Below are 21,009 nucleotides of genomic sequence, written 5' to 3' on the forward strand. Positions count from 1 at the left end.
ACAGAAGCGTTGAAGGTTAACAAGTTGCACGTTCAATGTTGAGATCATAAACTTTAACCTTAAAACCTTAAACCTTCAACTCTTCAATGGCTTTAATCATTGCTGGTGAACGTAGTGGGGTGGGCAAAACAACAGTTACGCTCGCCCTATTGTCGTATTTATCCAAGTGTAACTATAAAATTCAATCCTTTAAAGTCGGTCCGGATTACATTGACCCGATGTTTCATCAGCGGGTTACGGGACGTCCTTGTCGGAATTTAGACCCAGTATTAACCTCTGAAGATTATGTTAAAGATTGCTTTTATCGCCATTGCCAGGGAGTAGATTCTGCCCTGATTGAAGGGGTGATGGGGTTATTTGATGGAGCATCAGGAAAGGATGATTTTGCCAGCACAGCTCATGTAGCGCGGCTGTTAGACATACCAGTGTTATTAGTGTTGGATTGCTCTCGGTTATCTCGTTCCGTGGCTGCGATCGCATATGGCTATCAATCCTTCGATCCCAGGATTACCATAGCTGGGGTAGTTTTGAATCGAGTCGGAAGCTCACGCCATTTGGAATTGCTCAAGGATGCTCTCGAACCGTTACACATTCCTGTATTAGGAGAGCTACAGCGTCAGGATAATATAACTATTCCCGATCGGCACTTGGGCTTGATACCTACTGCTGAAATTACTCAACTGGATGCTTTGATTAACCGACTTGCTGATCTAGGACAGAATTGCTTTAATTGGGAGCATCTTCACTTAGAGTTGAAGGTTAAGAGGTTACAGGTTGAAGGTTCTTCGGAGTTGAAGGTTAAGAGGTTACAGGTTGAAGGTTCTTCGGAGTTGAAGGTTAAGAGGTTACAGGTTGAAAGTTCTCTAGACAACCTGCAACCTACCAACCTTCAACTTGTAACCTCTAATAACCGACCACCTGCTCTAATCCGAATTGCTGTAGCATGCGATCGCGCTTTTAGTTTCTATTACCAAGACAATCTCGATAGTTTGGAACAGCTAGGAGCAGAGTTAGTGTATTGGAGTCCCCTCACCGATACCACTTTACCTCCTGATATACAAGGGATGTACTTTGGTGGTGGTTTTCCAGAAGTTTTTGCTGAGCAACTCGCCGAAAATACTAGTGCGCGAGAGTCAGTGCGAACAGCTATAGAGTCAGGGATGCCCACTTATGCTGAGTGTGGCGGATTGATGTATTTGGGGGAGCAGATTACAGATTTTGACGGGAAATCTTGGTCAATGGTAGGGGTATTACCCACGGTTACGGTGATGGGAAAATCCCTTACTTTAGGATATCGACAGGCAACTGCTTTGGTCGATGGACCCTTGTTACCTGTCGGAGCAACGGTTTGGGGACATGAATTTCATCGCTCCCACTTGACAGTCATGCCCTCCAATCCCTTGTTTGAGTTACGGGGATATAACCAGAGAAAGGTTGGAGTTGAAGGTTGGCAAGTCTATCAGCTCCATGCTTCCTATGTTCATCTCCATTGGGGTAGTTGTCTAGAAGTTCCGGTTCGATTTTTGCAACGCTGTCAGCAGTTCACTTTTGAGGCAGTGACAAGCTAGTTCAGGACTACATAGTAATCTACCTGTAGGGTTCGGAGCAAGACCCTACTACATAAGCGCTTACTTATCCAGTTTATTGCCCAGTTTTGCTTAATATCATGTTCGGATAATTAGTTATATTAAAGTGGGAATTGTTGCCTTAAGTATTCGGACATCAATTTTCGTCACTGTATTAATAAATATTAACAGGGTAAACCCATCTTATTTTGAAACGCCTACTGGATATGAGATTCATACGATAAGTACTTGTGCTTATCAATTTTAAAATCTCTGTCTTGATGCAGTGCGGTCATGGGGGAAACCCCCAAGACCACACTGCATCGCTTCTGAGTAAGGCTTATAGAATTTAGATGCGTTTGCCATTGCCGTGTAAATATTAACTGGTATTGCTAATGAGTTTGAGGATATTTAGTATAGCTATGATATTCGGGGAGAATCAGCACCTGGCTGCCTGGTAGCACAAACAGAACAATCAATTGCCTCTGTCAGATAAAAAAAGTATAAGTAGATGTGGTTGTCTGGGTTTGTATATCCAGAATCCGGTCAAACCTATTATTATATTCTGCAGAGTGTGAACACAGAAATATTTAGGGCTTGCTGAATAAGTCTACAAAGCGACTTTAGAGGCTACACAGCTTGAAAAATCTGAGTTTCACCCCTTGGTTCCACAAGAAAACCCAGGGATTTCCCACAAAAGTACAAGGTTTTTGAGCGACAAGATGCCAAAACCTTGCACTTGTTTGGTGAAAAAAGGATTGAAAGCCTTGTCGGGTATGCCTTCTGCATTCATGCAGCAAGCCCTATTTAATCGGTTCTTAGTTGAGACTGTTACAGATACTAAGTAAAATAATGATGAAAAAAAATTGATTTGAAACATGGATGTTATCTCTTTAATACCTGTCATAGTAAAAGCTACCAAATTTGTATTTAATGAGGTCGGAAAATGGCTCCAGCAAGTACAAACCAGAAGTAGTAATATTACTCCTGAGTCATCTGAACTTGCTTTACCTGAAAACGCACCACTACTAACCCAACAACAGTTTGCTGTTCTGGAAGCAAACCCAAGTCACCTGATGGCAGTAATCAATGTTGAATTAGCTAAGACGAATGCCTATGAAATAGAAAGTCTTGTCAAGCAGATTCAGATACACCGTAGAAACCTAGTTGACTTTGAGACAGCAGAGACAGAGTTGGCTGTGTTAACTCCACCACACATCAAACGAGGTATTGAGCGCGAAGCAACCGAAATTTCTAAGAAATCTGTGCGTCTCAAAGCTTTATTGGAACAAGTGTATGGAAGGAGAATCGAAAATGCCTGAAGCACCATTCCGTCCTCTTGAATGTGTAATTGGCGGTTCGATCTTGCGCGTTGAGTATTGTGATATTACCACGCTGCATGTTGACGTAATGGTGAGTTCAGATGACATTGACCTGTCAATGGGTGGTGGCGTGTCTGATGCTCTTTTAAGAGCAGGGGGTGAGGCAGTGTGGCACGAGGCTAAGGTACATGCTCCTATTAAATTAGGCGATATTGCCATCACTACAGCAGGACGATTGCATTCCAAGAAGATTTTCCACGCAGCAGTATTGGACTATGCAAAAAGGCATTTGACAACCATCGACTTGATTCGGAACGTTACTAACAAGTGTTTGCGAGTTTGCGATGCGTCGGGGTTTCGCTCAATAGCTTTTCCTGCCCTTGCTACGGGAGCTGCTGGTTTGTCTCCAGAACGTTGTGCCGTTGCCATGATGATTCAGACAGCTACGTATCTTAGTAGTTCCACCAACATAGAACTAGTTGTTGTTGCACTATACTCTCGTATTGGTCTTCCAAAGGATGTTATTCATCGTTTTTATTCGCAGGTATCAGATTTTATTGAACTGACACAGAGACTGGAAAGTCTGACAACCGCTCTTGATAACTTGGAAAAGTTATATCGCCAACTGAAACATGATGAAACTGCAAATATAACAGCACTTTCTCGTGAAAGTCTTAGGCGTTACAGATCTAGTTGGGAAAAATCAATTTCACAAAGAGAGCCTAAGGATTTCATGCAAGAACAGGCTTGGCGTAGTTATCGGGAAGAAATCGAGCCTGATTTATACAGAATTAGTGATCTGTATAAGCGGCAAGAATGGTTAGAAAATTTCCGTTATCAAAGAGAACGATTTCAAATTTGGGATGAATACAAAGAATACCGTAGCGCTGCTCTGTTGGAAATTATTCTTATACGAAAAAAGAATATAACAGACTTAGAACTCGAGCTTGCCAAGAAGGGCTTTGATATCCATATAAATCGACAACTTGAACACCAAAAAGAGGAACTAAGTAAACTGGAAGATGAATTAAACAAGTTACAAGGTGATAAATAACGCATAGAAAACCTATTTAGGTAAAGTTTGGGAGACCAAAGCAGTTATAATCAAGGTAAAGAGGCAATATTCACAGATTTATAACCAGGGTAAACGCATCTTGTCAATAAACTGGGGAGAGTTCTTAATAAACCCGACCTTATTGTGCTTGTTGACAAGGGATTTTCCACATATAGTGTTTAGTAAATTCAAAAAACACTATATAGCGGTTTGTATTCTAATGAGGTACACAGGATTTTTACCATCTTACCTCTTACCTCTTCTGACTTCACTGCTCCCTACTCCCTAAAAACATGTAGCTCACCTAATTGAAAACCGCTATATCCCTCTTTTGTCACTCTCCGGGAAGCCAATCTCCATAAGCCTTATCAATCAATCAATACAAGCTATCCTATTAGAAAAACTTGGATACTGTATTTGTTGCTAGAAAAAAATCTGGCAATCGTTTGAACTAAAAAAGCTCTAGAACGCGCGAAAATACCAAAGTTTTCGGAGAGTGAAAGAACAGGGATATAAGTGATATACTTGACAAGATTATCAATAAACCTGTCAATAATCTGTATCAATCAAGATTCACTTTCTTCAGGCAACGCAATAATATTCAGTCTTCCTTGTAAATCTTCCCTAGAATTTATCGGAATTAACTGCCCTAGGTAAGGCTGATATTGATATAGTTGATAGTTCTTGGATATGAGAAAATCAGCAACAGCTAGGTTACTCCCCCGACTCCCTGCAATATTTTCGTACAGTATCGTTGGGGTAAATTCCGTCAAAATCCTGTTGCTCCCTGCTAAAACTTGCAGTTCGTGACCTTCTGCATCAATTTTCAACAAATCAACCTTGCTAATAGCTTCTTGCTCCATCAAACTATCCAGAGTAAAGCAGGAAACTTCCTCAAAATTACCAGATTTTACAGTTGCTTGTTCATCACTAGAAACAATTTCATTAAGTTCGCTCGCACCATGAAGAGCCAGTTGAGCTGTACCATTGCGATCGCTAGCTGCTCCTGCACACACTTTCACCCAGTCTAACTGATTAATAGTACAGGTTTCTTCTAAACAACGAACACAACCAGAAAACGGTTCAACCGCTAGCACACACCCTTCTGGTCCTACTCGTAAAGCAGCACTAAAAGTGTAGACTCCCACATTAGCACCAACATCAATAACAGTCATTCCAGGTTGGAGCCAGTTGCGCCAAAACTCCATTTCTTTTTCAAACCAGTCTCCTTGAGCAATTAACACACTTGTCACCAAACTCCGGAGACTTGGCTCAACCGCTAATAGTAACTGTTCTTCAAAGGTCACATAAGTAAATGGACTTTCAACCTCCAATTCAGTCCATTCAAACCCGATTAAATCCGAATTTTCGTCCTTAATATCGCCAGCCCTAGCTAGCCCCATATTTCGCCAATACTTAGCTAAGTCTATCTGTCCTAAATCTCGATAAGCGAGGTATAGGGATTGTATAATCCTAGCAGAATATGGAGCCAAATTTTTAGCCTGGTGTAAATTAAATAATCCTTCCCATTGACTATTGATCAGGCTAGCAATTCCCAACTTTAAATGAATAGAGGGGGAATCGGAGAATAGTTGAACAGCAAGATGGAGAAATCTTAATCCCGTAGCATTATAAAATACCAATTGTGAGCGACATAAAACCTCACTTAACAAAAAAATTGATTGAGCGTAGCCATCCTCAGCGTCTATAATGTGAGCCAATTGCTCATACCGATTATCTGTAAAGTCATTTCCAGGAGGTAGATAAACTAGTCCTAGAGGAATGGATTGCTCATTAATATCAGCAGGATGTAGGGTATTAATTAACGTTGGAAATGCTGTTTGTATCCCCTGCTCCATTTCTCCAGTCATGGCGAAAACTAGAGCTAAATGAGCAGCACACAGGGGATGACCAGACAACTCAATTCCCTGATTCAAAGCATCAAAAGCCATCTCCAGATACATGGCACGTAGGGATGAGTTTTCACATTGTTCAGCTTCAATTAATGCTACTACAGCACAGTTGTTCAATTCTATAGCAGAAGTCGGATTATCCCAAGACGTACTTTCAATACTGGTCTCTACAGTAGATAAAGCCTCTGAATCCAGATTCAGACCAGCACTTTCGAGATATTGCCAATAGGAATCAGCATAATTGACAGACATTTCCGCTTTCTCTCAATAAAGGTTCGCTGTACTGTTTGTAGCTCTAACACACAGTTATAAGCTGATAGGAAAGACGATCAGGATCTGTTTTTGTTCACCAATCCCTTACGATTACTATATGGATTATCCCACAATCTGATCAACAAACCCCCTCAACTTCTATGAATGCGATCGCTTCAACCCTCGAACCAATTGTCGAAAATTCCAATATCTACACCTGGGAAAACCTAGACCCAAGCTGGCAAGAGCGAATCAAACCAGCCATTGCTCCCGACACCCTTCCCAAGAGTATCATTTACCCTAGCACACCCGAGCAACTAGCCCAAGTCATAGGTCTAGCTCATTCCCAACATTATCATCTCCTCCCCTGTGGTAACGGCAGTAAATTAGGCTGGGGAGGTATCGGTAAAGACATTGATGTGGTAGTTAGTACCAAGCACCTAAACCAAATCATTGACCACGCCGTAGGAGACTTGACAGTTACCGTAGAAGCCGGAGTGAAATTAGCTGACTTACAAGCAATTTTATCAAAAACCGGTCAATTTCTAGCATTAGATCCAGCTAATCCCCAAGAAGCAACCATTGGAGGTATTATTGCTACCGCAGACAGTGGCTCCCTAAGTCAACGCTATGGAGGGGTTCGGGATATGTTGCTCGGCATTTCCTTTGTCCGCAGTGATGGACAAATCGCTAAAGCCGGGGGTCGAGTGGTAAAGAATGTCGCTGGATATGATTTGATGAAGCTGTTTACTGGCTCCTATGGCACCCTCGGAATTATCACTCAGGCAACCTTTCGGCTATATCCAATACCACAAGCAGCAGAAACTATTGTGTTGACAGGTGAAATGGATGGAATTGCCTCAGCTGTAAAAACAGTATTAGCCTCAGCCTTGACTCCCACAGCACTAGACTTATTATCCCCTAAGTTAGTCACAGAATTAGGGATTGGTCAGGAGATGGGATTGATGGTAAGGTTCCAAAGTGTAGCAGACAGTGTCAAGGAGCAATGTGCTCGAATACAGTCAGTTGCAGAACAGTTAGGGTTACGGAATAGTTTTTATAGTAACGGGGATGACACCAGTCTATGGGAATCATTGGCAAACTCAATTGGTAAATTGGGACAATCCTCAACAATTGTCTGCAAAATAGGAGTATTACCAACTGCTGCGGCTAAGACATTGAACACCTTGGAAAGCTTAGGAGGATTGGGATTGATTCATGTTAGAAGTGGCTTAGGGAAAGTGTGGTTTGAATCCCAAGCAGTTAGTTCAGAAATGATTAAAACTATGCGCAATTTTTGTAAAACTGAACAAGGATTTATGACAGTATTAGAAGCTCCCATAACCTTGAAGCAGGAGTTAGATGTTTGGGGATATCAAGGTAATGGATTAGAGGTAATGCGTGGAATTAAACAAAAGTTTGACCCAGAAAATGTTTTAAGTCCTGGTCGATTTATTGGAGGAATTTGATTTATGGGTTTTAGGGAGTCGGAACCCACCCCTAACCCCTCCCAGGAGGGGTTAGGGAGTCGGGAGTCGGGAGTCAGGAGTCGGGAGTCGGGAGTCGGGGTAAAAAACTTGAAAGTATCTTATAACTATCATAAACGCTATATCAATCATAAATGATAAATTCCCAATCACCATTCACCAGTAAACCTTAAACCTTAAACCTTCAACCTTCAACATTACAACCTTAAACCTTCCAACCTTAAACCTTCAACATTACAACCTTAAACCTTAAACCTTCAACATTACAACCTTAAACCTTTAAAAATGACCAATATCCAACAACTAACCACGAATAAGCAAAATGGTTTTGATGCTGAAAAACCGCCCAAGCAGGAATTGATTGATTCCTGCGTTCATTGTGGCTTTTGTCTTTCCACCTGTCCAAGTTACCGGGTGCTTGGCAAAGAGATGGATTCCCCTCGGGGTCGGATCTATTTAATGAATGCAATTAGTCAAGGGGAAGCTCCCCTGGCCGAGGGGAGCACACAACATTTTGATTCTTGTTTGGGATGTTTGGCTTGTGTGACAACTTGTCCGTCTGGGGTTGAGTACGATAAGCTAATCTCCGCCACTCGTCATCAAGTTCAGCGAAATCAGCCTCGTAGTTTTCCAGATTCCCTGTTTAGACAGCTAATTTTTAGCTTGTTTCCCTATCCGGGGCGATTGCGTTCATTATTGTTTCCTTTATATCTCTACCAGACCTTGGGCGTGCAGAAATTAGTGCGTTCTACGAATTGGCTCAAACTGCTATCTCCTCGGTTAGCAGCCATGGAGTCAATGCTGCCAAAAGTTACTCTAGAGTCGTTTCGGGATAATTTGCCCGATGTTATTCCCGCTGTGGGTAAGAAGCGTTACCGGGTAGGGGTAATACTTGGCTGTGTGCAACGGTTGTTTTTCTCCCCAGTGAATGAAGCAACAGTCAGGGTGTTGACCGCCAATGGCTGTGAAGTGGTGATTCCCAAAACTCAGGGCTGTTGTGCCGCTTTGCCAGAACACCAAGGAGAAACCAAGCAAGCTCAAGCCTTAGCACGACAGATGATTGATAGTTTTGAGGGGACAGAAGTTGATGCCATCATTATTAATGCTGCTGGCTGCGGTCATACCTTGAAGGAGTATGGTCACATCCTGGAAGATGACCCCGAGTATGCCCAAAAAGCTCAGGAATTTGCGGGTAAGGTGAGGGATGCCCAGGAATTTCTAGCTAGTGTGGGACTAACTGCAACCCTTTCACCGCTTAGGGATGAGCCATTGACTATTGTCTATCAGGATGCTTGTCACCTATTACATGGACAGAAGATTAGTGTACAACCGCGACAGTTATTGCGGCAAATTCCAGGAGTGACTTTACGGGAACCGATGGATGCCGCCTTGTGTTGCGGTAGTGCTGGAGTTTACAACATGCTGCAACCGGAAGTAGCGGATGAGCTGGGACAACAAAAGGTGAATAATTTATTGAATACTGGGGCAGAGTTGATTGCTTCCCCGAATCCAGGCTGTTCATTGCAGATCAAGAAGCATTTGAAGCTGCAACGAAAAGACATTACCTTAATGCATCCGATGGAGTTACTGGATTATTCGATACGAGGATTAGGAATTTAGCTTTAGGCACACAAGAACAACTGTCAACAAGTAACTAACTCACACAAGACCTAAGTATCCAACCAATCACCAAACCCAATCCCCCAAAGCGCACCCCATGCCAAAACGGTTCCCGTAGACTATGGCAAGAAAACAACTGACTCTCTAAATTCAGCTCCAGGACTTCCAGTTGTTCCTGGATTTGCCTTAACTCAGCCTTTAGGGCTTGTCGATTAGTTTTAGTATTAGTAGTTTTAGTCTTATTACTATTAGTCTGATTACTTTTAGTCTTGCGCAAGTCTTTCCTAACTTGCTCTCGACGCTCCTGGAGTTGAGCTTGCTGTCGCTGATCCCGCTCAACCTGAGTATAACGTTTCTTGAGAGTATTAAGCGATCGCTCTATCTGACCCAATTCCTCTTCAAACTCAGCAACATCTTGTTGATCCTCTCTATTTTTTGCTGAATTACGGTAAGATGAATCAAACGATTCTGGAGGCATATAGCAATCTTAAATCCTAGGTTAAAATAGTTGGGAGTTAGTCAGCACTGACACACTCCCCCACTCAGCACTCAAAAAACAATGCCTGAATCCATCCAATTCCCCAAAACTGATGCTAAGATCGAACCTAGCACTCTGGAATTGGCTCAAGCCTTAGCAGAGCGTTTGGCGATCAGACCCAATGATTGGCATCGCCTCAAGTCTAATCGCTCCGCCCGAGCCAGTGAGCAGGCTGCTGCTGCTTTGGTATTTCTGCTCAATGAACATCCAGAAGAAGCCCTTGAACGATTGCGCCAAGCCTCTGGATGGCTAGACCGCTCTATTTCAGCTCCCCCGTGTCCAACTCATGGGAAACGCCACCCTTAGGGAAATAGGGGATTAGGAAAATAGAGGGCGCTTAGAGGGATGCTTCACTTGTTTACAAAGCCTAATTTCTGTGCCCTGGTTATTCCAGAGGACTTGATCGAAGATTTGGTGAAGGAGGCTCATGCCCCTACCGCTTTCTGATTCATCGCAGGGTAGGCTAACGTCGGTAGTCTCTTGGTCGTCACCATGGGTAAAACCAGACCCTTCATCTGAAATTACCCACCAATATTCACCATTGACTACTGAAAATTGAACCTCTACGGTCTTACTTGGGTCTAAATTATTACCGTGCTTTGCTGCATTCACTAATGCTTCTTGTAATCCCAGCCGGAGTTCCGGTTGCCATTTATTGGGAATTTGTTCAAGAAGCAAATCGAGGATCGGGCAAAGGTAAAGGGTAGAAGCAAAGCTAACCGTTTCCCAACCGCACTCAGCCGGACTCAAAGATGTGGCAATCACTCAAGAAACCCCTAGCTTTTTTTTGGTGGACTTGATATAATAGGAGGCTAGATACCTGATTTTGATCGGTTTACCCCTAAGCACGGCTGAATCGTGCTCAGGGAGAACTGGACTAGGAACTCTCGATTTCTTGAGGTTGGCTTCTATATTCAAACATGAAGATTCCTGCTAGCATAGCTAAACTACAACCTCTATATGGTTAATTATTCTGTTAATTAGTTCAATAGGTTTTTCACTAATGTCGCTGCTTTACCTATCAGCTCAATGGCAAAAATGCCTAAACAGCGCTATAATAGCCATTTAGCGTTACTCATATTCTGTAACCTTGTTTATTTCTGATTCCCTACGTCTATAGTATCAGAAAATTTTCGCCCAGACCAGACCCTTCTGGGTAATTTCCTCATGAAATACCTGTCAAATAGGTAAATAATTGATGTAGATAATTGAGACTATACATAAAGACTATACATAAAGAAACTATTTATATGGCCGTGCAACCGTTGGGTAAGCTGCCAATTCCCCATCACCAATAATTCCCCATCACCAATCAGGGATGATGCTTGGGTGTTCCACAATTGGGCAACGCCAATATCAGTGCTCGAGAAAAGCAGCACATTCTACATGGGAGGTTTGAGGAAAGAAGTCAGCAGGTTGGATGTGGGTTAACTGGTAGTAACCGTTGAGGCAAAGGAGTTTGAGGTCTCGTGCTAGGGTAGCTGGCTTACAGCTGATATAAACGATCCGTTTTGGTGCCACTTGCCTGAGGATGTCAATCACTGCTGGAGAACATCCCTTACGGGGTGGGTCAAGTATTACAATATCTGGGGCTATAGTCAAATGGGGGAGTAACTGGTCAACTGATCCCGCCTGAAATTTCACATTAGTGATCCCATTGTTCAAGGCATTTTGCTCAGCTTGCTCTACTGATGCGGCTTGCACTTCAATACCGATAGCTTGGCTTACCTGTTGAGCAAGGGGTAGAGTAAACGTCCCAATGCCACAGTAAGCATCAACTACACATTCATCCCCCTTCAGGGCTAGCTGTTTAATGATTAGGTTTAACAAAACCTCAGCCGCTTCAGTATTAACTTGGAAAAACGTATCTGGTCGCAGCCGCAACTCAAGACCAGCAAAGTTCTCCCTCAAGTATGGCTGACCGGCAACACAATAGGTTTGGGAACCAAAAATGACATTACTGCGGTGGGGGTTATGATTCACACAAACACCAACCAGTTGGGGATAACGATTTAGCCAAGTTTGCCCTTGGACATCCAAGTCTTTTAAATTCAGATCCGTTGTGACCAAGGTCAGCAACATCTCGCCAGTCCGTTGTCCAATCTGTAACGAAAGGTGACGCAATCGTCCTTGGTGGCGGCTTTCGTTGTATATCGACCAACCCAATTGCTGAATATCCTGCTTAATTTCTGCTAGCAGAGGATTCAATCGCTGGTCTTGCACGGGGCATTGATTAAGATTAATCAGCTGGTGGCTACCTTTTTGGTAGTAACCCGCTTGAACTGAACCGGTTGCTGAGCGTTTGAGGGGATAGGTAGCTTTGTTTCGATAGCCCAAGGGAGAATCTGTGGTTAAGATTGGTGCTACGGCGGGTTCGCTAAATCCACCAATGCGTTTGAGGGCTTGAATCACCTGATTTTGCTTAGCCAACTGCTGATAATCCCAGCTAACATGCTGCCATTGACAACCACCACACTTATCCGCGACGATACATCTGGGACGAACACGATTAGGGGATTCCACTAACAGTTGCTTTAACTTACCAGTGGCATAGTTAGGTTTGACCCGCATCAGGCGCACCAAAGCTATATCCCCTGTGACAGTATCCGGAACAAAAACGACCCGATTTCCTAGGCGTCCAACGCCATCACCACTATCACTGAGGTCTGTAATCATTACCTCAATCAGTTGACCTTGTTGCCAACACTCAGGGCTGGGCTGATTAGTTATCATCATTGGCATTATATAGCAAAGGGAACAGGGAGTAGGGAGTAGGGAGTAGTGATATCGGATTCAGTCGCTCATGGTGGAAACCCCCTCAGGTCGGCGCACCCGTCGCTACCTGTAGGGTGTATTATTAAGGTATCCTAGTAGTTATAGCGTTTTTGCGTAAATCCTGATAGTTTTGTTGTAATGCCAGCTTGAGATGGCAAGAGGGGGCAACGGATGCTTCTAGGGAATGTAAAGGATGGGGTAAGAGGGGAAAGAGACTATCGATGCAAGCATGCATGGGTTTTGCTCTATTTGTTGATCTTATGCCCAATGCCCTTCCGTTGTGTCACCCAAAGTCGGTAAACTACTAATTAAAAGTTCTGGCAAGAAGTCCCGAGCTAAAATCTGTAATTTAGCTTGGGATGAATCGCCTGAGTAACTCAATAAAAAACTCCATAAACTAATAACATGAGTGTAGTTAGTCAAGTCATTCTCAAAGCCGACGACGAGCTGAGATACCTCAGCTCTGGTGAACTCAGAAGTATCAATGATTTTTTGCAAAGCGGTGAGCAGCGATTGCGCATTGCTGCCACCCTGTCGGAAAATGAAAAAAAGATTGTACAAAAAGCCAGCAGTCAGCTGTGGCAGAAACGCCCTGACTTCATAGCACCAGGAGGCAATGCCTATGGTCAGCGTGAACGGAATCAGTGTTTACGGGACTATGGTTGGTACTTGCGGTTGGTCACCTATGGTGTACTTGCTGGTGATCAGAAACCTATTGAAGACATTGGTATCATCGGGGCAAGAGAAATGTATAATGCCCTAGGTGTGCCAATGGCAGGGATGTCAGAAGCGATAAATTGCTTAAAAGAGGCATCTTTGGGAATCCTAACCGATGAGGATGCTGACCTGACAGGTCCCTACTTCGATTACATTATTCAAGCAATGTCTCCTAAGTCCTAAGTCATTAGTCCTAAGTCATTGGTGATTAGTCATTAGTCATTGGTCATCTAAAAATAGCCAATGGTTAATTGTCAATGGTAAATTAACAATTAACCATTAACAATTAGCAATTAGCAATTAACAAAAGACTAATGATTAATGACCTCAAATCCCACGCATTGTAGTCGTGGGATTCTTTAAATTACATGTGGTTAATCAAAAAACTACCCTGGCTTCCATTATCAATTCTTCTGTTAAGCCATAGTATTTTTGGCTGGATGATATCTGTTGAATGTCAGGAATTGAGTTGGGTAGAACAGACTACATCAGGATCACATCATTCCTTATTTAACGTATCGGTATGGCTCTGGCTGATCGGAGCAGTTTATATCTTGTTGATGGCTTTGGCTATAACTGCTCCAGTGTATCAGATTAGAAAATTGTACGGGACTTGGATGAAATCTGATACCAAAGCTTTTGTTTCCGTAATTTTCAGCTCTTTCCTAGGCGTTATCATCCTGCGCTGGATTCATTATTCTAGCCGTATTCTGGTGCTGATTGCGGCTGCTGCCTTAGCTAGATTAGATCTTCAAACACAAGGATATGGTGAATGGCAGGCTTTCTGGATTATCTGTGGGGTTTCTCTAACAGGTTTTAGTGTAGGGTTATTACTAAATCAGTTACTAATAGCAATTATATAGCCATGTTGATAGACATTAGTGTCGGCTTTTTAGTAATGGGTAATGGGTAATGGGTAATGGCGATATCCGAGTCGTCAACCTTAAACCTTCTAACCTTAAACCTTCTAACCTTAAACCTTCTAACCTTCTAACCTTCTAACCTTCTAACCTTCAACCTTCAACCTTCTAACCTTAAACCTTCTAACCTTCTAACCTTCTAACCTTAAACCTTCTAACCTTAAACAATAAACACTATTAATCTGTCTGGGGCAGTTTAATTTGAACTGCTCCTTCTGGTGTGATGATAACTTTACCACCTAGGGCTTCAATTCTACTAATGGCGATTTTGCTAGTGCGAGGGTCAGGGGAGTTATTTAACACCATTGACCAAGCACTTACTTGAGCTATCTTACTAGTAGGATTGCGCCTTATAAATTCAGCAGTGTTGCGGGAAATTTCAGCAATGTTTTGACTTTGTTCATCAGGGGATTGACTTGCCCAATCGGCTGATTTTTCAAAGGATTGTTGGGCGGCTTTAGCGTCACCCAAAAATAATAATTCATCAATTCCTTTGTAACGCCACACATAATAAGACTGAGGAGGAACTTTAGGGGATAGTGACTGGAGTCCTTTTTCCATTAAGGCGACAGATTTTTCTGGCATTCCTGCATATAAGGAGCTACTACTAGATATAAAAAAATACGCTGTTAAAAATTTGGGGTCTCGGTTTATAATAACGTCAAAGTACTCTGGGCTAAGCTGATAGCTAGTAATTCGGCGAGCGTCTTGATCACCAAAGTACTGAAGGAAATTCAGAAATACCCAGTCAGCTAATACATTATCGAAGCCAAATGTAGGTAGTCTCTGAAGCAGATTGAGATACACTTGTGTTGCTTCTACGTCTCGCTGGAGGTCTGCGGGTGAGGTGTTTTTGGAGCTTTGTTTGAGGGCATTGAGTTGGGGTTGCTGTAGCTTTCCAACTACTAATATACAACCTAGGAGAATTATGATTGCTCCTAGGGATTGGGTTAGTCTTTGAGGAAATTGCCAAGGCATCTGTTGTCGAAGATAAGATGAAGTATTAAGTCCTGAGGATACTATCAAAACATTCCAACTTTACTGTCAATTAAGTCTGAGGGTAACTCCTTGAGAAACTGAGAAGGGTTAGCTGGTTCCCGATTCCCATAAAAGCGGCGCTCATGAGCATGGGACAAAAACAGTTGTTCCTGAGCGCGAGTAATCCCTACATAACACAAACGCCTTTCTTCCTCCAACGCTACAGGATCTCTAAGACTACGACTGTGAGGAAACAGTCCTTGCTCTAGACCGACTAGAAAGACAATGGGAAATTCTAGCCCTTTAGCAGAGTGAAGGGTCATTAAAGAAACTGCTTTTTTCCCCTCTTCGAGGTTATCCATGTCAGAGGCAAGAGTTGCATTAGCAAGAAACCCTTCTAAGCTCGTTTCTTCGTTTTCTTCTTGAAATTGCTGGACTGCATTAAACAATTCTACAATATTTTCCAATCGATTCTCAGCTTCTTCAGTTCCTTTGTTTCTTAAATCGCCAATATAACCAGACTCTTCCATAATCCCTTTGAGAATCTCTAATGCTGTTCGGTTTTCCATTTGCTCCTGCCATTGAGACATAAGCTGAGAAAATTTCTTGACCGCTTTAGCTGACCTTCCCGCAAATGTATGAACTGAGGTTTCATCACTGAGAATTTCCCACAATGGAACTCCTAATTCTTGGGCAGCTGTGACCAGATTGTTAATGGTAGTTTGTCCAATACCTCGTCGAGGAGTATTGATAATGCGCAATAGACTAACAGTGTCGGATGGGTTTGCGATCGCTCTGAGGTAAGCCAGAGCATCTTTAATTTCTTTACGGTCATAGAACTTTAACCCACCAACTACAGTATAGAGAATATCCGCTCTGATCAAAACGTCTTCAAAGGCACGGGATTGAGCATTAGTACGATAAAGAATAGCAAAACTGCCGCCATCCAGTTCTGGATTTTGTCGTTTTAGTTGGATAATTTGACTGACTACAAACTGAGCTTCTTCCAATTCGTCATCAGCGGCAAAACAATAGATTTTTTCCCCGATACCCCGTGTTGCTCGCAGAACTTTATCAATCCGCTGGGTATTATTTTCGATCAGGTGGTTAGCAGCTTGAAGAATATTTTCCCTAGAGCGATAGTTTTCTTCTAGCTTGACCATAGTGCGAGTATCTTGGTCTGGTAAACCATCACCAAAGTCTTGCTGAAAACCCAGAAGGATGGTGAAGTCTGCCATTCGGAAACTGTAGATAGAGTTATGAGTAAGCAATCCATCGCTAAAGTAGACATGGTGCTTCTCTACCTCTAGGCTATACACCAAGCCACTGTATTCCTGACGCTGAATCCTAATCGGTTTCCAAGCCACTGTTTTGCCACCCTGATAGACAGCTATATCCATCAGTTCTGGTAATAAATTAATCGCTGCTAGCTCGATAGTACTTTTACCCCTTCCGCCTTGATAGGCAATGTCAGGGCTGTAAATGGGGTAGTTTGGGTCGAGTCCAAAGTCTTGAAGACAGGAAATCCCCCGTTCTGGTAACACATCACCCAGTACATTAAATAACTGCTCCAGCATCTGACGAGTGTACTCAGTGGCACCATTAATTGGTTCAAACGGGGCAGTGGGAATACCATAGCGTGCGGCAATATAAGACACTTTGAAGGAAGCTTCTGTCCGATTGTCGGTTGCCACCAGAATCCAAGCGGCATCTGCTTTCTCAACCCTGGCTCGATAGCCTAACTGAAATCCACCATCGCTTTTAAATAGCTTGCACCATCCGACTCGGTACCACTGACCTCGGCGGATTAGGTAGACAACATGAGTCTTTTCCTTAGCTTGCTGATTCCACCGGATTGGCCATCGATGGTTTGGTGTGGAGCGAGTAGTTTGGCTATCAACCGTTACCTCAATCAGATTGCCACTAAAAGGACGACTGGCTTTGTTGAAACGATAACCATTCACTCTGCCAACTACTGCGGAAGAATGAGGGTTATAGCTGACTAACCGATGTTGATTTGGGTCTAGTGCTTCGATTGGGACATATCCCTCAGTCGTGAGTACCTGAGTACCTGGTGGCTGACACTGGTCTGCATCCCCTACTACAAAAACTGAGCGATTCTGCCAATCCCACTGACTCTTTCGAGTTTCGCCATTGGTAGTCAATAAGCGAATCAGTTCATACTGAATCCGATTGGTATCTTGATACTCATCCACTAAAATGTGATAAAATTGCTGATGCCAGTAGCTTAAGACCGACTCATTCTGTTGGAATAGCCTCATTGGCACTAAGATGAGGTCATCAAAGTCCAAAGCATTGTTAGCAGCTAATTGCTCTTGGTAGTGACTATAGACATCAGCAATCACTCGTCCCCGGAAATTCGACTGTTCTAGCTCAAACTGCTGGGGAGAAAAACCACGATTTTTGGCATTGCTGATGGCATAGCGCACAGAACGGGGGTTAAATTTGTGGTCATCAAGATTTAAGGTTTGAGTGACAATGGTTTTAACCAGGGTCTGGGCATCGGATTCGTCAAAGATGGAAAAGTTCCGATTCCACTTCCGTCCCTGATCATCTTGATATTTATTGATATCGAAGCGGAGAATCCGAGCAAACAGACTGTGGAAGGTGCCAATCCACAACGGTTTGGTGATAGTTTTGTAAACACGCGATCGCAACTGGGTTTGTTGGTCTTCTGGCAGAAGCTCCAACCGTTGACCATACTTCTGTTCCGCCAGCTGCTGAGCAAATATTTGCTCAATCCGCCCTTTCATTTCCCGTGCGGCTTTGTTAGTGAACGTCACCGCTAAGATATTTTCTGGTGAGACCTTGTGTTTGAGAATCAGATTAGCAATACGATAGGTCAAGGCTCGGGTTTTGCCAGACCCGGCACCAGCAACAACTAACAAGGGACCACAGAAATGTTCAACGGCTTGAAGTTGGGAAGGGTTAAGGTGGCTCAGGAAATCAGGGGTTGTACTCATAGGGGCGGATAAAATGCGATCGCAGATCTAGCTAGATCTATTTATCTTATAGCTGAGGCTATTCTAATGTTTAGTTTTTCCAGTGTGATTCTAAATATCCGATGATCTAGCAGCGCTCAATGGTCCATAAACACTTTCCCTACTCCCTACTCCCTACTCCCTACTCCCTACTCCCTACTCCCTACTCCCTACTCCCTACTCCCTACTCCCTACTCCCGATTCCCGATTCTTGACTGATGGTTTACACACGCCCCCTCGCTCGCTTAATTGAAGAGCTACAACGCCTGCCTGGAGTTGGTCCAAAGACTGCCCAACGACTAGCCCTTCATATCCTCAAGCGTCCAACACCGGAAGTCAAAGCCCTAGCGCAAGCGTTGGTGGAAGCCAAACAACAAGTTGGTTTTTGTAGAGTATGCTTTCACTTGTCTGCTGAACCGGTCTGCCAAATTTGCCGCAATTCCAACCGGGACCAGAAGACTATCTGTGTAGTTGCCGACTCAAGGGATGTGATTGCCATCGAAAAAACCCGCGAGTACCGAGGCCAATACCACGTTCTGGGAGGAGTGATCTCCCCTATGGATGGCATTGGTCCAGAACAACTCCATATCCAGCAACTTGTACAACGAGTCAGCCAGAAAACGATTCAAGAAGTCATTTTAGCCATCAATCCCAGTGTAGAAGGGGAGACAACCACACTATATATAGGTCAACTGATCAGGCCGTTTACCAAAGTGACTCGAATTGCCTTTGGTTTACCCATGGGGGGAGACCTAGAATATGCAGATGAAGTCACCCTAGCTAGAGCCTTAGAAGGACGCCGTGAGTTGGATTAAGCATTCGTGAGTTGGATTAAGCATTCGTGAAGGATGAATTATCAAGTGAGAAGATACTTCATCCTCCATCCTTCCATAAACTACTTCAACTTTTGCTTAATAAACGTCACCAGCTGACCTAACTGTTTCTTCAAGGCATCTATTTCCTGTTGCATTTTGGCAACCTTTGCCTTCAACTGCGCAATTTCCTGAGCTGATTCGAGCGATGACTCAGCGGTAGCTGCACTAACTGGTGCTGGTGCAGGAGTTGCTGGTCGCTTCTTAGCCTTTTGCATGGATTCTTTGATAGCGTCCGTCAGCTGCTTTTTATTAAAAGGCTTTTCAATAAAGGCAAAATACTTAAAAGGTTCTTTAATTTTAGCAGTTACTTCTTCCTTTCGGCCTGACATTAATACCAGAGGTATTGTTTGTAATTTAGTATCACTTTTAAGTTCATTAAAAATATCAAATCCACTCATTTTGGGCAGGATAAAATCTAACATGATAAAGTTAGGTTTTGCCTGGCGAATTAAATTAATTCCCTCCACCCCATCTTTAGCTTCGATGACTTCAAACCCCTTAGGTAACATCTCTTTGACATGCTTGCGGATTACCGTACTATCATCGATTACCAGGATTTTATGACTTGCCACGACTGACTCCTTTCCAAGGTAGTTTGAGTTAATTTTAAAAAAACAAATGTTGAATGAAGCGACTGTCGCCGACTCCAGAGGCTAATGTGGACACCCTAACTTAGGATCAGGGGAGTGCCAGTTTGCCTAGCGATGATCGACAAGTCACGACCTACCCAACTAAGATAACTCAGCCCTATCAATCTATAGCCATACCCCTATAAAAAGGTGTGGGAGATGTGACAATCTATCCCTATAGCAAAGGGAACAGGGAACAGGGAACAGGGAACAGGGAGTAGGGAGTAGGGAGTAGGGAGTAGGGAACAAACATTCTCTCAATTGATTTAGGATTGCTATAGTTAGTGCCATTCTAGGGTAAGACCCCACACCCGTTCAGGGTGAACCTGTGTTGAGGCTCGCCCGTCGGAATGCGATCGCGCCCCGCGTGACCTAGAGCCAATCGCATTCCGATGCAAAGTACTTGGTCTGGTTCAGTTACGATTAACCAGTTCCTATTACGGCCTAATTTCCCCCTACACCTGATCCGCCCACACCCCAACCAGACACTGATTTCTCGGTGTAATCAAAACAACTTAACTGCCAATCTTTTCTTTCCACAACCAACGAGGCAAAGTAACCAGGCACAGGGGTTAGACCAGCGATAGACCAACGGTAAACTGCCTGAGGGTCTTTGTTGATGCTCAGCAAGGCAGTCGGTTCAGCTGGATTTACAGAAACTTCGACCTGTTCCAAGCCAGCTAATCCTTCACCAATGGCTTTTAGATAGGCTTCCTTACTGGTCCATCCCTGGAAAAATGCCTTGTGCTTTTGCTCCTCAGACACAGAACAAATCACAGCATACTCTTGGGGGGAAAAGAAACGTTGAGCGAGTTGCTCAGCATCTGGCATTGGTCGCAGATATTCTAGGTCAACGCCAATCCGCTGATCCTGGGTAATAGCATACAGAATTAGTCCATGAGAGTGAGATACATTAAAACGGAGTCTTTTGCCCCCACAAGTTTCCTTGAGTGCTGGCTTGCCCCGCTTTCCATAACAAAACTCCACTTGGCGTGGGTTCATGCCCAAATAGCGACCCAAGATTTGGCGCAGAAGACCCCGACCTGCTATAAAATGCTTCCGATCCCGCTCAAAGTAAAATCGCTCAGCTCTTTGGTGCTCGTCCTCAGAAAGAGTAGTTGCCAATTTTTGAATCAATAATTCACTCAGCTCCAACTGGGCACGCCAGAGATGGACATCATGGTTAAATAGTTGCAAATCTGTTGGGGGAAGTAGCCACACTGGGGTCATGGTTCAATAAAAACTTATAAACATTAGTAGTTTCACAGTTACACCCAATAGTCAGACCAATAGTCAGATTTCATAAATTTAATGATTTTTACAGATACCCAATAACTTGCCTTACTATTAAAGTTAATGTGA

At 43.4% G+C, this 21,009-nt stretch carries 21 protein-coding genes; 9 read left to right on the plus strand and 12 right to left on the minus strand.

Going from position 1 to position 21,009, the window contains the following annotated elements; genetic code table 11:
* Positions 1–86: 86 nt before the first annotated feature.
* The 3 genes from F6K49_RS01860 to F6K49_RS01870 all read left to right on the plus strand — a co-directional run bounded on the left by F6K49_RS01860 (position 87) and on the right by F6K49_RS01870 (position 3,941).
* Positions 87–1,568 carry a cobyrinate a,c-diamide synthase gene (locus tag F6K49_RS01860; protein WP_293093658.1) on the plus strand — a complete coding sequence of 494 codons (1,482 nt, stop codon included), beginning with the start codon at positions 87–89 and terminating at the stop codon, positions 1,566–1,568.
* 875 nt (positions 1,569–2,443) lie between these two features.
* Positions 2,444–2,887, plus strand: coding sequence for a hypothetical protein (locus tag F6K49_RS01865; RefSeq protein ID WP_293093661.1), 444 nt, complete (start codon positions 2,444–2,446; stop codon positions 2,885–2,887).
* Positions 2,880–3,941 (plus strand): macro domain-containing protein, encoded by a 1,062-nt coding sequence (locus F6K49_RS01870; protein WP_293093663.1) that lies wholly within the window; start codon positions 2,880–2,882, stop codon positions 3,939–3,941. The genes F6K49_RS01865 and F6K49_RS01870 overlap by 8 nt, the downstream gene beginning before the upstream one ends.
* Before the next feature lie 566 nt (positions 3,942–4,507).
* Here F6K49_RS01870 and F6K49_RS01875 read toward each other — a convergent pair.
* The gene (locus tag F6K49_RS01875) at positions 4,508–6,106 is read right to left on the minus strand and encodes an FkbM family methyltransferase (RefSeq protein WP_293093665.1); all 1,599 of its coding nucleotides are present in this window, start codon (positions 6,104–6,106) and stop codon (positions 4,508–4,510) included.
* A gap of 161 nt (positions 6,107–6,267) precedes the next feature.
* On the opposite strand from F6K49_RS01875, the gene F6K49_RS01880 reads away from it, so the two are divergent.
* Together F6K49_RS01880 and F6K49_RS01885 are read left to right on the plus strand one after the other, a co-directional pair.
* Positions 6,268–7,575, plus strand: coding sequence for an FAD-binding oxidoreductase (locus F6K49_RS01880; protein WP_293017396.1), 1,308 nt, complete (start codon positions 6,268–6,270; stop codon positions 7,573–7,575).
* A 303-nt stretch (positions 7,576–7,878) separates the two neighbouring features.
* Positions 7,879–9,213: a heterodisulfide reductase-related iron-sulfur binding cluster gene (locus F6K49_RS01885; RefSeq protein WP_293017398.1), complete on the plus strand. Its 1,335-nt coding sequence runs from the start codon at positions 7,879–7,881 to the stop codon at positions 9,211–9,213.
* 34 nt (positions 9,214–9,247) lie between these two features.
* On the opposite strand, the gene F6K49_RS01890 is transcribed toward F6K49_RS01885, so the two are convergent.
* On the minus strand, positions 9,248–9,691 hold the full coding sequence (locus F6K49_RS01890; RefSeq protein WP_293093667.1) for a DUF2203 domain-containing protein: 444 nt from the start codon (positions 9,689–9,691) through the stop codon (positions 9,248–9,250).
* An 81-nt stretch (positions 9,692–9,772) separates the two neighbouring features.
* Here F6K49_RS01890 and F6K49_RS01895 point away from each other — a divergent pair, with 81 nt between their 5' ends.
* The gene (locus F6K49_RS01895) at positions 9,773–10,057 is read left to right on the plus strand and encodes a DUF6439 family protein (protein WP_293017400.1); all 285 of its coding nucleotides are present in this window, start codon (positions 9,773–9,775) and stop codon (positions 10,055–10,057) included.
* Positions 10,058–10,069: 12 nt separating this feature from the next.
* On the opposite strand, the gene F6K49_RS01900 is transcribed toward F6K49_RS01895, so the two are convergent.
* The 5 genes from F6K49_RS01900 to F6K49_RS01920 form a co-directional block, all read right to left on the minus strand.
* The gene (locus F6K49_RS01900) at positions 10,070–10,516 is read right to left on the minus strand and encodes an anti-sigma regulatory factor (protein ID WP_293017401.1); all 447 of its coding nucleotides are present in this window, start codon (positions 10,514–10,516) and stop codon (positions 10,070–10,072) included.
* A gap of 449 nt (positions 10,517–10,965) precedes the next feature.
* A complete protein-coding gene (locus F6K49_RS01905) occupies positions 10,966–11,091 on the minus strand; it encodes a hypothetical protein (RefSeq protein WP_293017402.1) in 126 nt (41 codons plus the stop codon).
* Between the two features lie 16 nt (positions 11,092–11,107).
* Complete coding sequence (gene rlmD / locus F6K49_RS01910; RefSeq protein WP_293093670.1) at positions 11,108–12,493, minus strand: 23S rRNA (uracil(1939)-C(5))-methyltransferase RlmD; 1,386 nt, start codon at positions 12,491–12,493, stop codon at positions 11,108–11,110.
* Positions 12,494–12,608: 115 nt separating this feature from the next.
* Positions 12,609–12,761 carry a hypothetical protein gene (locus F6K49_RS01915; protein WP_293093672.1) on the minus strand — a complete coding sequence of 51 codons (153 nt, stop codon included), beginning with the start codon at positions 12,759–12,761 and terminating at the stop codon, positions 12,609–12,611.
* A 23-nt stretch (positions 12,762–12,784) separates the two neighbouring features.
* Positions 12,785–12,907: a hypothetical protein gene (locus F6K49_RS01920; protein WP_269087059.1), complete on the minus strand. Its 123-nt coding sequence runs from the start codon at positions 12,905–12,907 to the stop codon at positions 12,785–12,787.
* Between the two features lie 24 nt (positions 12,908–12,931).
* On the opposite strand from F6K49_RS01920, the gene apcD reads away from it, so the two are divergent.
* Together apcD and F6K49_RS01930 are read left to right on the plus strand one after the other, a co-directional pair.
* The gene (gene apcD / locus F6K49_RS01925) at positions 12,932–13,426 is read left to right on the plus strand and encodes an allophycocyanin subunit alpha-B (RefSeq protein ID WP_075902771.1); all 495 of its coding nucleotides are present in this window, start codon (positions 12,932–12,934) and stop codon (positions 13,424–13,426) included.
* A 257-nt stretch (positions 13,427–13,683) separates the two neighbouring features.
* Complete coding sequence (locus F6K49_RS01930) at positions 13,684–14,106, plus strand: hypothetical protein (RefSeq protein ID WP_293093674.1); 423 nt, start codon at positions 13,684–13,686, stop codon at positions 14,104–14,106.
* Between the two features lie 234 nt (positions 14,107–14,340).
* Here F6K49_RS01930 and F6K49_RS01935 read toward each other — a convergent pair whose 3' ends face one another.
* Together F6K49_RS01935 and F6K49_RS01940 are read right to left on the minus strand one after the other, a co-directional pair.
* Entirely contained in the window at positions 14,341–15,189 is an 849-nt protein-coding gene (locus tag F6K49_RS01935; protein WP_366514113.1) for a hypothetical protein, read from the minus strand.
* The gene (locus F6K49_RS01940; protein WP_293093676.1) at positions 15,186–18,125 is read right to left on the minus strand and encodes a UvrD-helicase domain-containing protein; all 2,940 of its coding nucleotides are present in this window, start codon (positions 18,123–18,125) and stop codon (positions 15,186–15,188) included. The genes F6K49_RS01935 and F6K49_RS01940 overlap by 4 nt, the downstream gene beginning before the upstream one ends.
* Before the next feature lie 236 nt (positions 18,126–18,361).
* Here F6K49_RS01940 and recR point away from each other — a divergent pair, with 236 nt between their 5' ends.
* Entirely contained in the window at positions 18,362–18,958 is a 597-nt protein-coding gene (gene recR / locus F6K49_RS01945; RefSeq protein WP_293017409.1) for a recombination mediator RecR, read from the plus strand.
* 80 nt (positions 18,959–19,038) lie between these two features.
* Here recR and F6K49_RS01950 read toward each other — a convergent pair whose 3' ends face one another.
* The 3 genes from F6K49_RS01950 to F6K49_RS01960 form a co-directional block, all read right to left on the minus strand.
* A complete protein-coding gene (locus F6K49_RS01950; RefSeq protein WP_293093679.1) occupies positions 19,039–19,590 on the minus strand; it encodes a response regulator in 552 nt (183 codons plus the stop codon).
* 183 nt (positions 19,591–19,773) lie between these two features.
* Positions 19,774–19,938, minus strand: a complete 165-nt coding sequence (locus F6K49_RS01955) for a hypothetical protein (protein ID WP_293017411.1) — start codon at positions 19,936–19,938, stop codon at positions 19,774–19,776.
* Between the two features lie 153 nt (positions 19,939–20,091).
* Entirely contained in the window at positions 20,092–20,877 is a 786-nt protein-coding gene (locus F6K49_RS01960; RefSeq protein WP_293093682.1) for a 4'-phosphopantetheinyl transferase superfamily protein, read from the minus strand.
* Between the last annotated feature and the right edge of the window lie 132 nt (positions 20,878–21,009).

Source organism: Moorena sp. SIO3I6 (assembly GCF_010672095.1).

Excerpts from the sequence above, each read along its gene's own strand:
- F6K49_RS01930 (WP_293093674.1), top strand. The coding sequence starts at position 13,684 with ATGATATCTGTTGAATGTCAGGAATTGAGTTGGGTAGAACAGACTACA.
- F6K49_RS01955 (WP_293017411.1), bottom strand. The coding sequence starts at position 19,938 with ATGGCACTAACTATAGCAATCCTAAATCAATTGAGAGAATGTTTGTTC.
- F6K49_RS01865 (WP_293093661.1), top strand. The coding sequence starts at position 2,444 with ATGGATGTTATCTCTTTAATACCTGTCATAGTAAAAGCTACCAAATTT.
- F6K49_RS01875 (WP_293093665.1), bottom strand. The coding sequence starts at position 6,106 with ATGTCTGTCAATTATGCTGATTCCTATTGGCAATATCTCGAAAGTGCT.
- rlmD (WP_293093670.1), bottom strand. The coding sequence starts at position 12,493 with ATGCCAATGATGATAACTAATCAGCCCAGCCCTGAGTGTTGGCAACAA.
- apcD (WP_075902771.1), top strand. The coding sequence starts at position 12,932 with ATGAGTGTAGTTAGTCAAGTCATTCTCAAAGCCGACGACGAGCTGAGA.
- F6K49_RS01885 (WP_293017398.1), top strand. The coding sequence starts at position 7,879 with ATGACCAATATCCAACAACTAACCACGAATAAGCAAAATGGTTTTGAT.
- F6K49_RS01860 (WP_293093658.1), top strand. The coding sequence starts at position 87 with ATGGCTTTAATCATTGCTGGTGAACGTAGTGGGGTGGGCAAAACAACA.
- F6K49_RS01880 (WP_293017396.1), top strand. The coding sequence starts at position 6,268 with ATGAATGCGATCGCTTCAACCCTCGAACCAATTGTCGAAAATTCCAAT.
- F6K49_RS01940 (WP_293093676.1), bottom strand. The coding sequence starts at position 18,125 with ATGAGTACAACCCCTGATTTCCTGAGCCACCTTAACCCTTCCCAACTT.
- F6K49_RS01895 (WP_293017400.1), top strand. The coding sequence starts at position 9,773 with ATGCCTGAATCCATCCAATTCCCCAAAACTGATGCTAAGATCGAACCT.
- F6K49_RS01960 (WP_293093682.1), bottom strand. The coding sequence starts at position 20,877 with ATGACCCCAGTGTGGCTACTTCCCCCAACAGATTTGCAACTATTTAAC.
- F6K49_RS01890 (WP_293093667.1), bottom strand. The coding sequence starts at position 9,691 with ATGCCTCCAGAATCGTTTGATTCATCTTACCGTAATTCAGCAAAAAAT.
- recR (WP_293017409.1), top strand. The coding sequence starts at position 18,362 with ATGGTTTACACACGCCCCCTCGCTCGCTTAATTGAAGAGCTACAACGC.
- F6K49_RS01870 (WP_293093663.1), top strand. The coding sequence starts at position 2,880 with ATGCCTGAAGCACCATTCCGTCCTCTTGAATGTGTAATTGGCGGTTCG.
- F6K49_RS01915 (WP_293093672.1), bottom strand. The coding sequence starts at position 12,761 with ATGCATGCTTGCATCGATAGTCTCTTTCCCCTCTTACCCCATCCTTTA.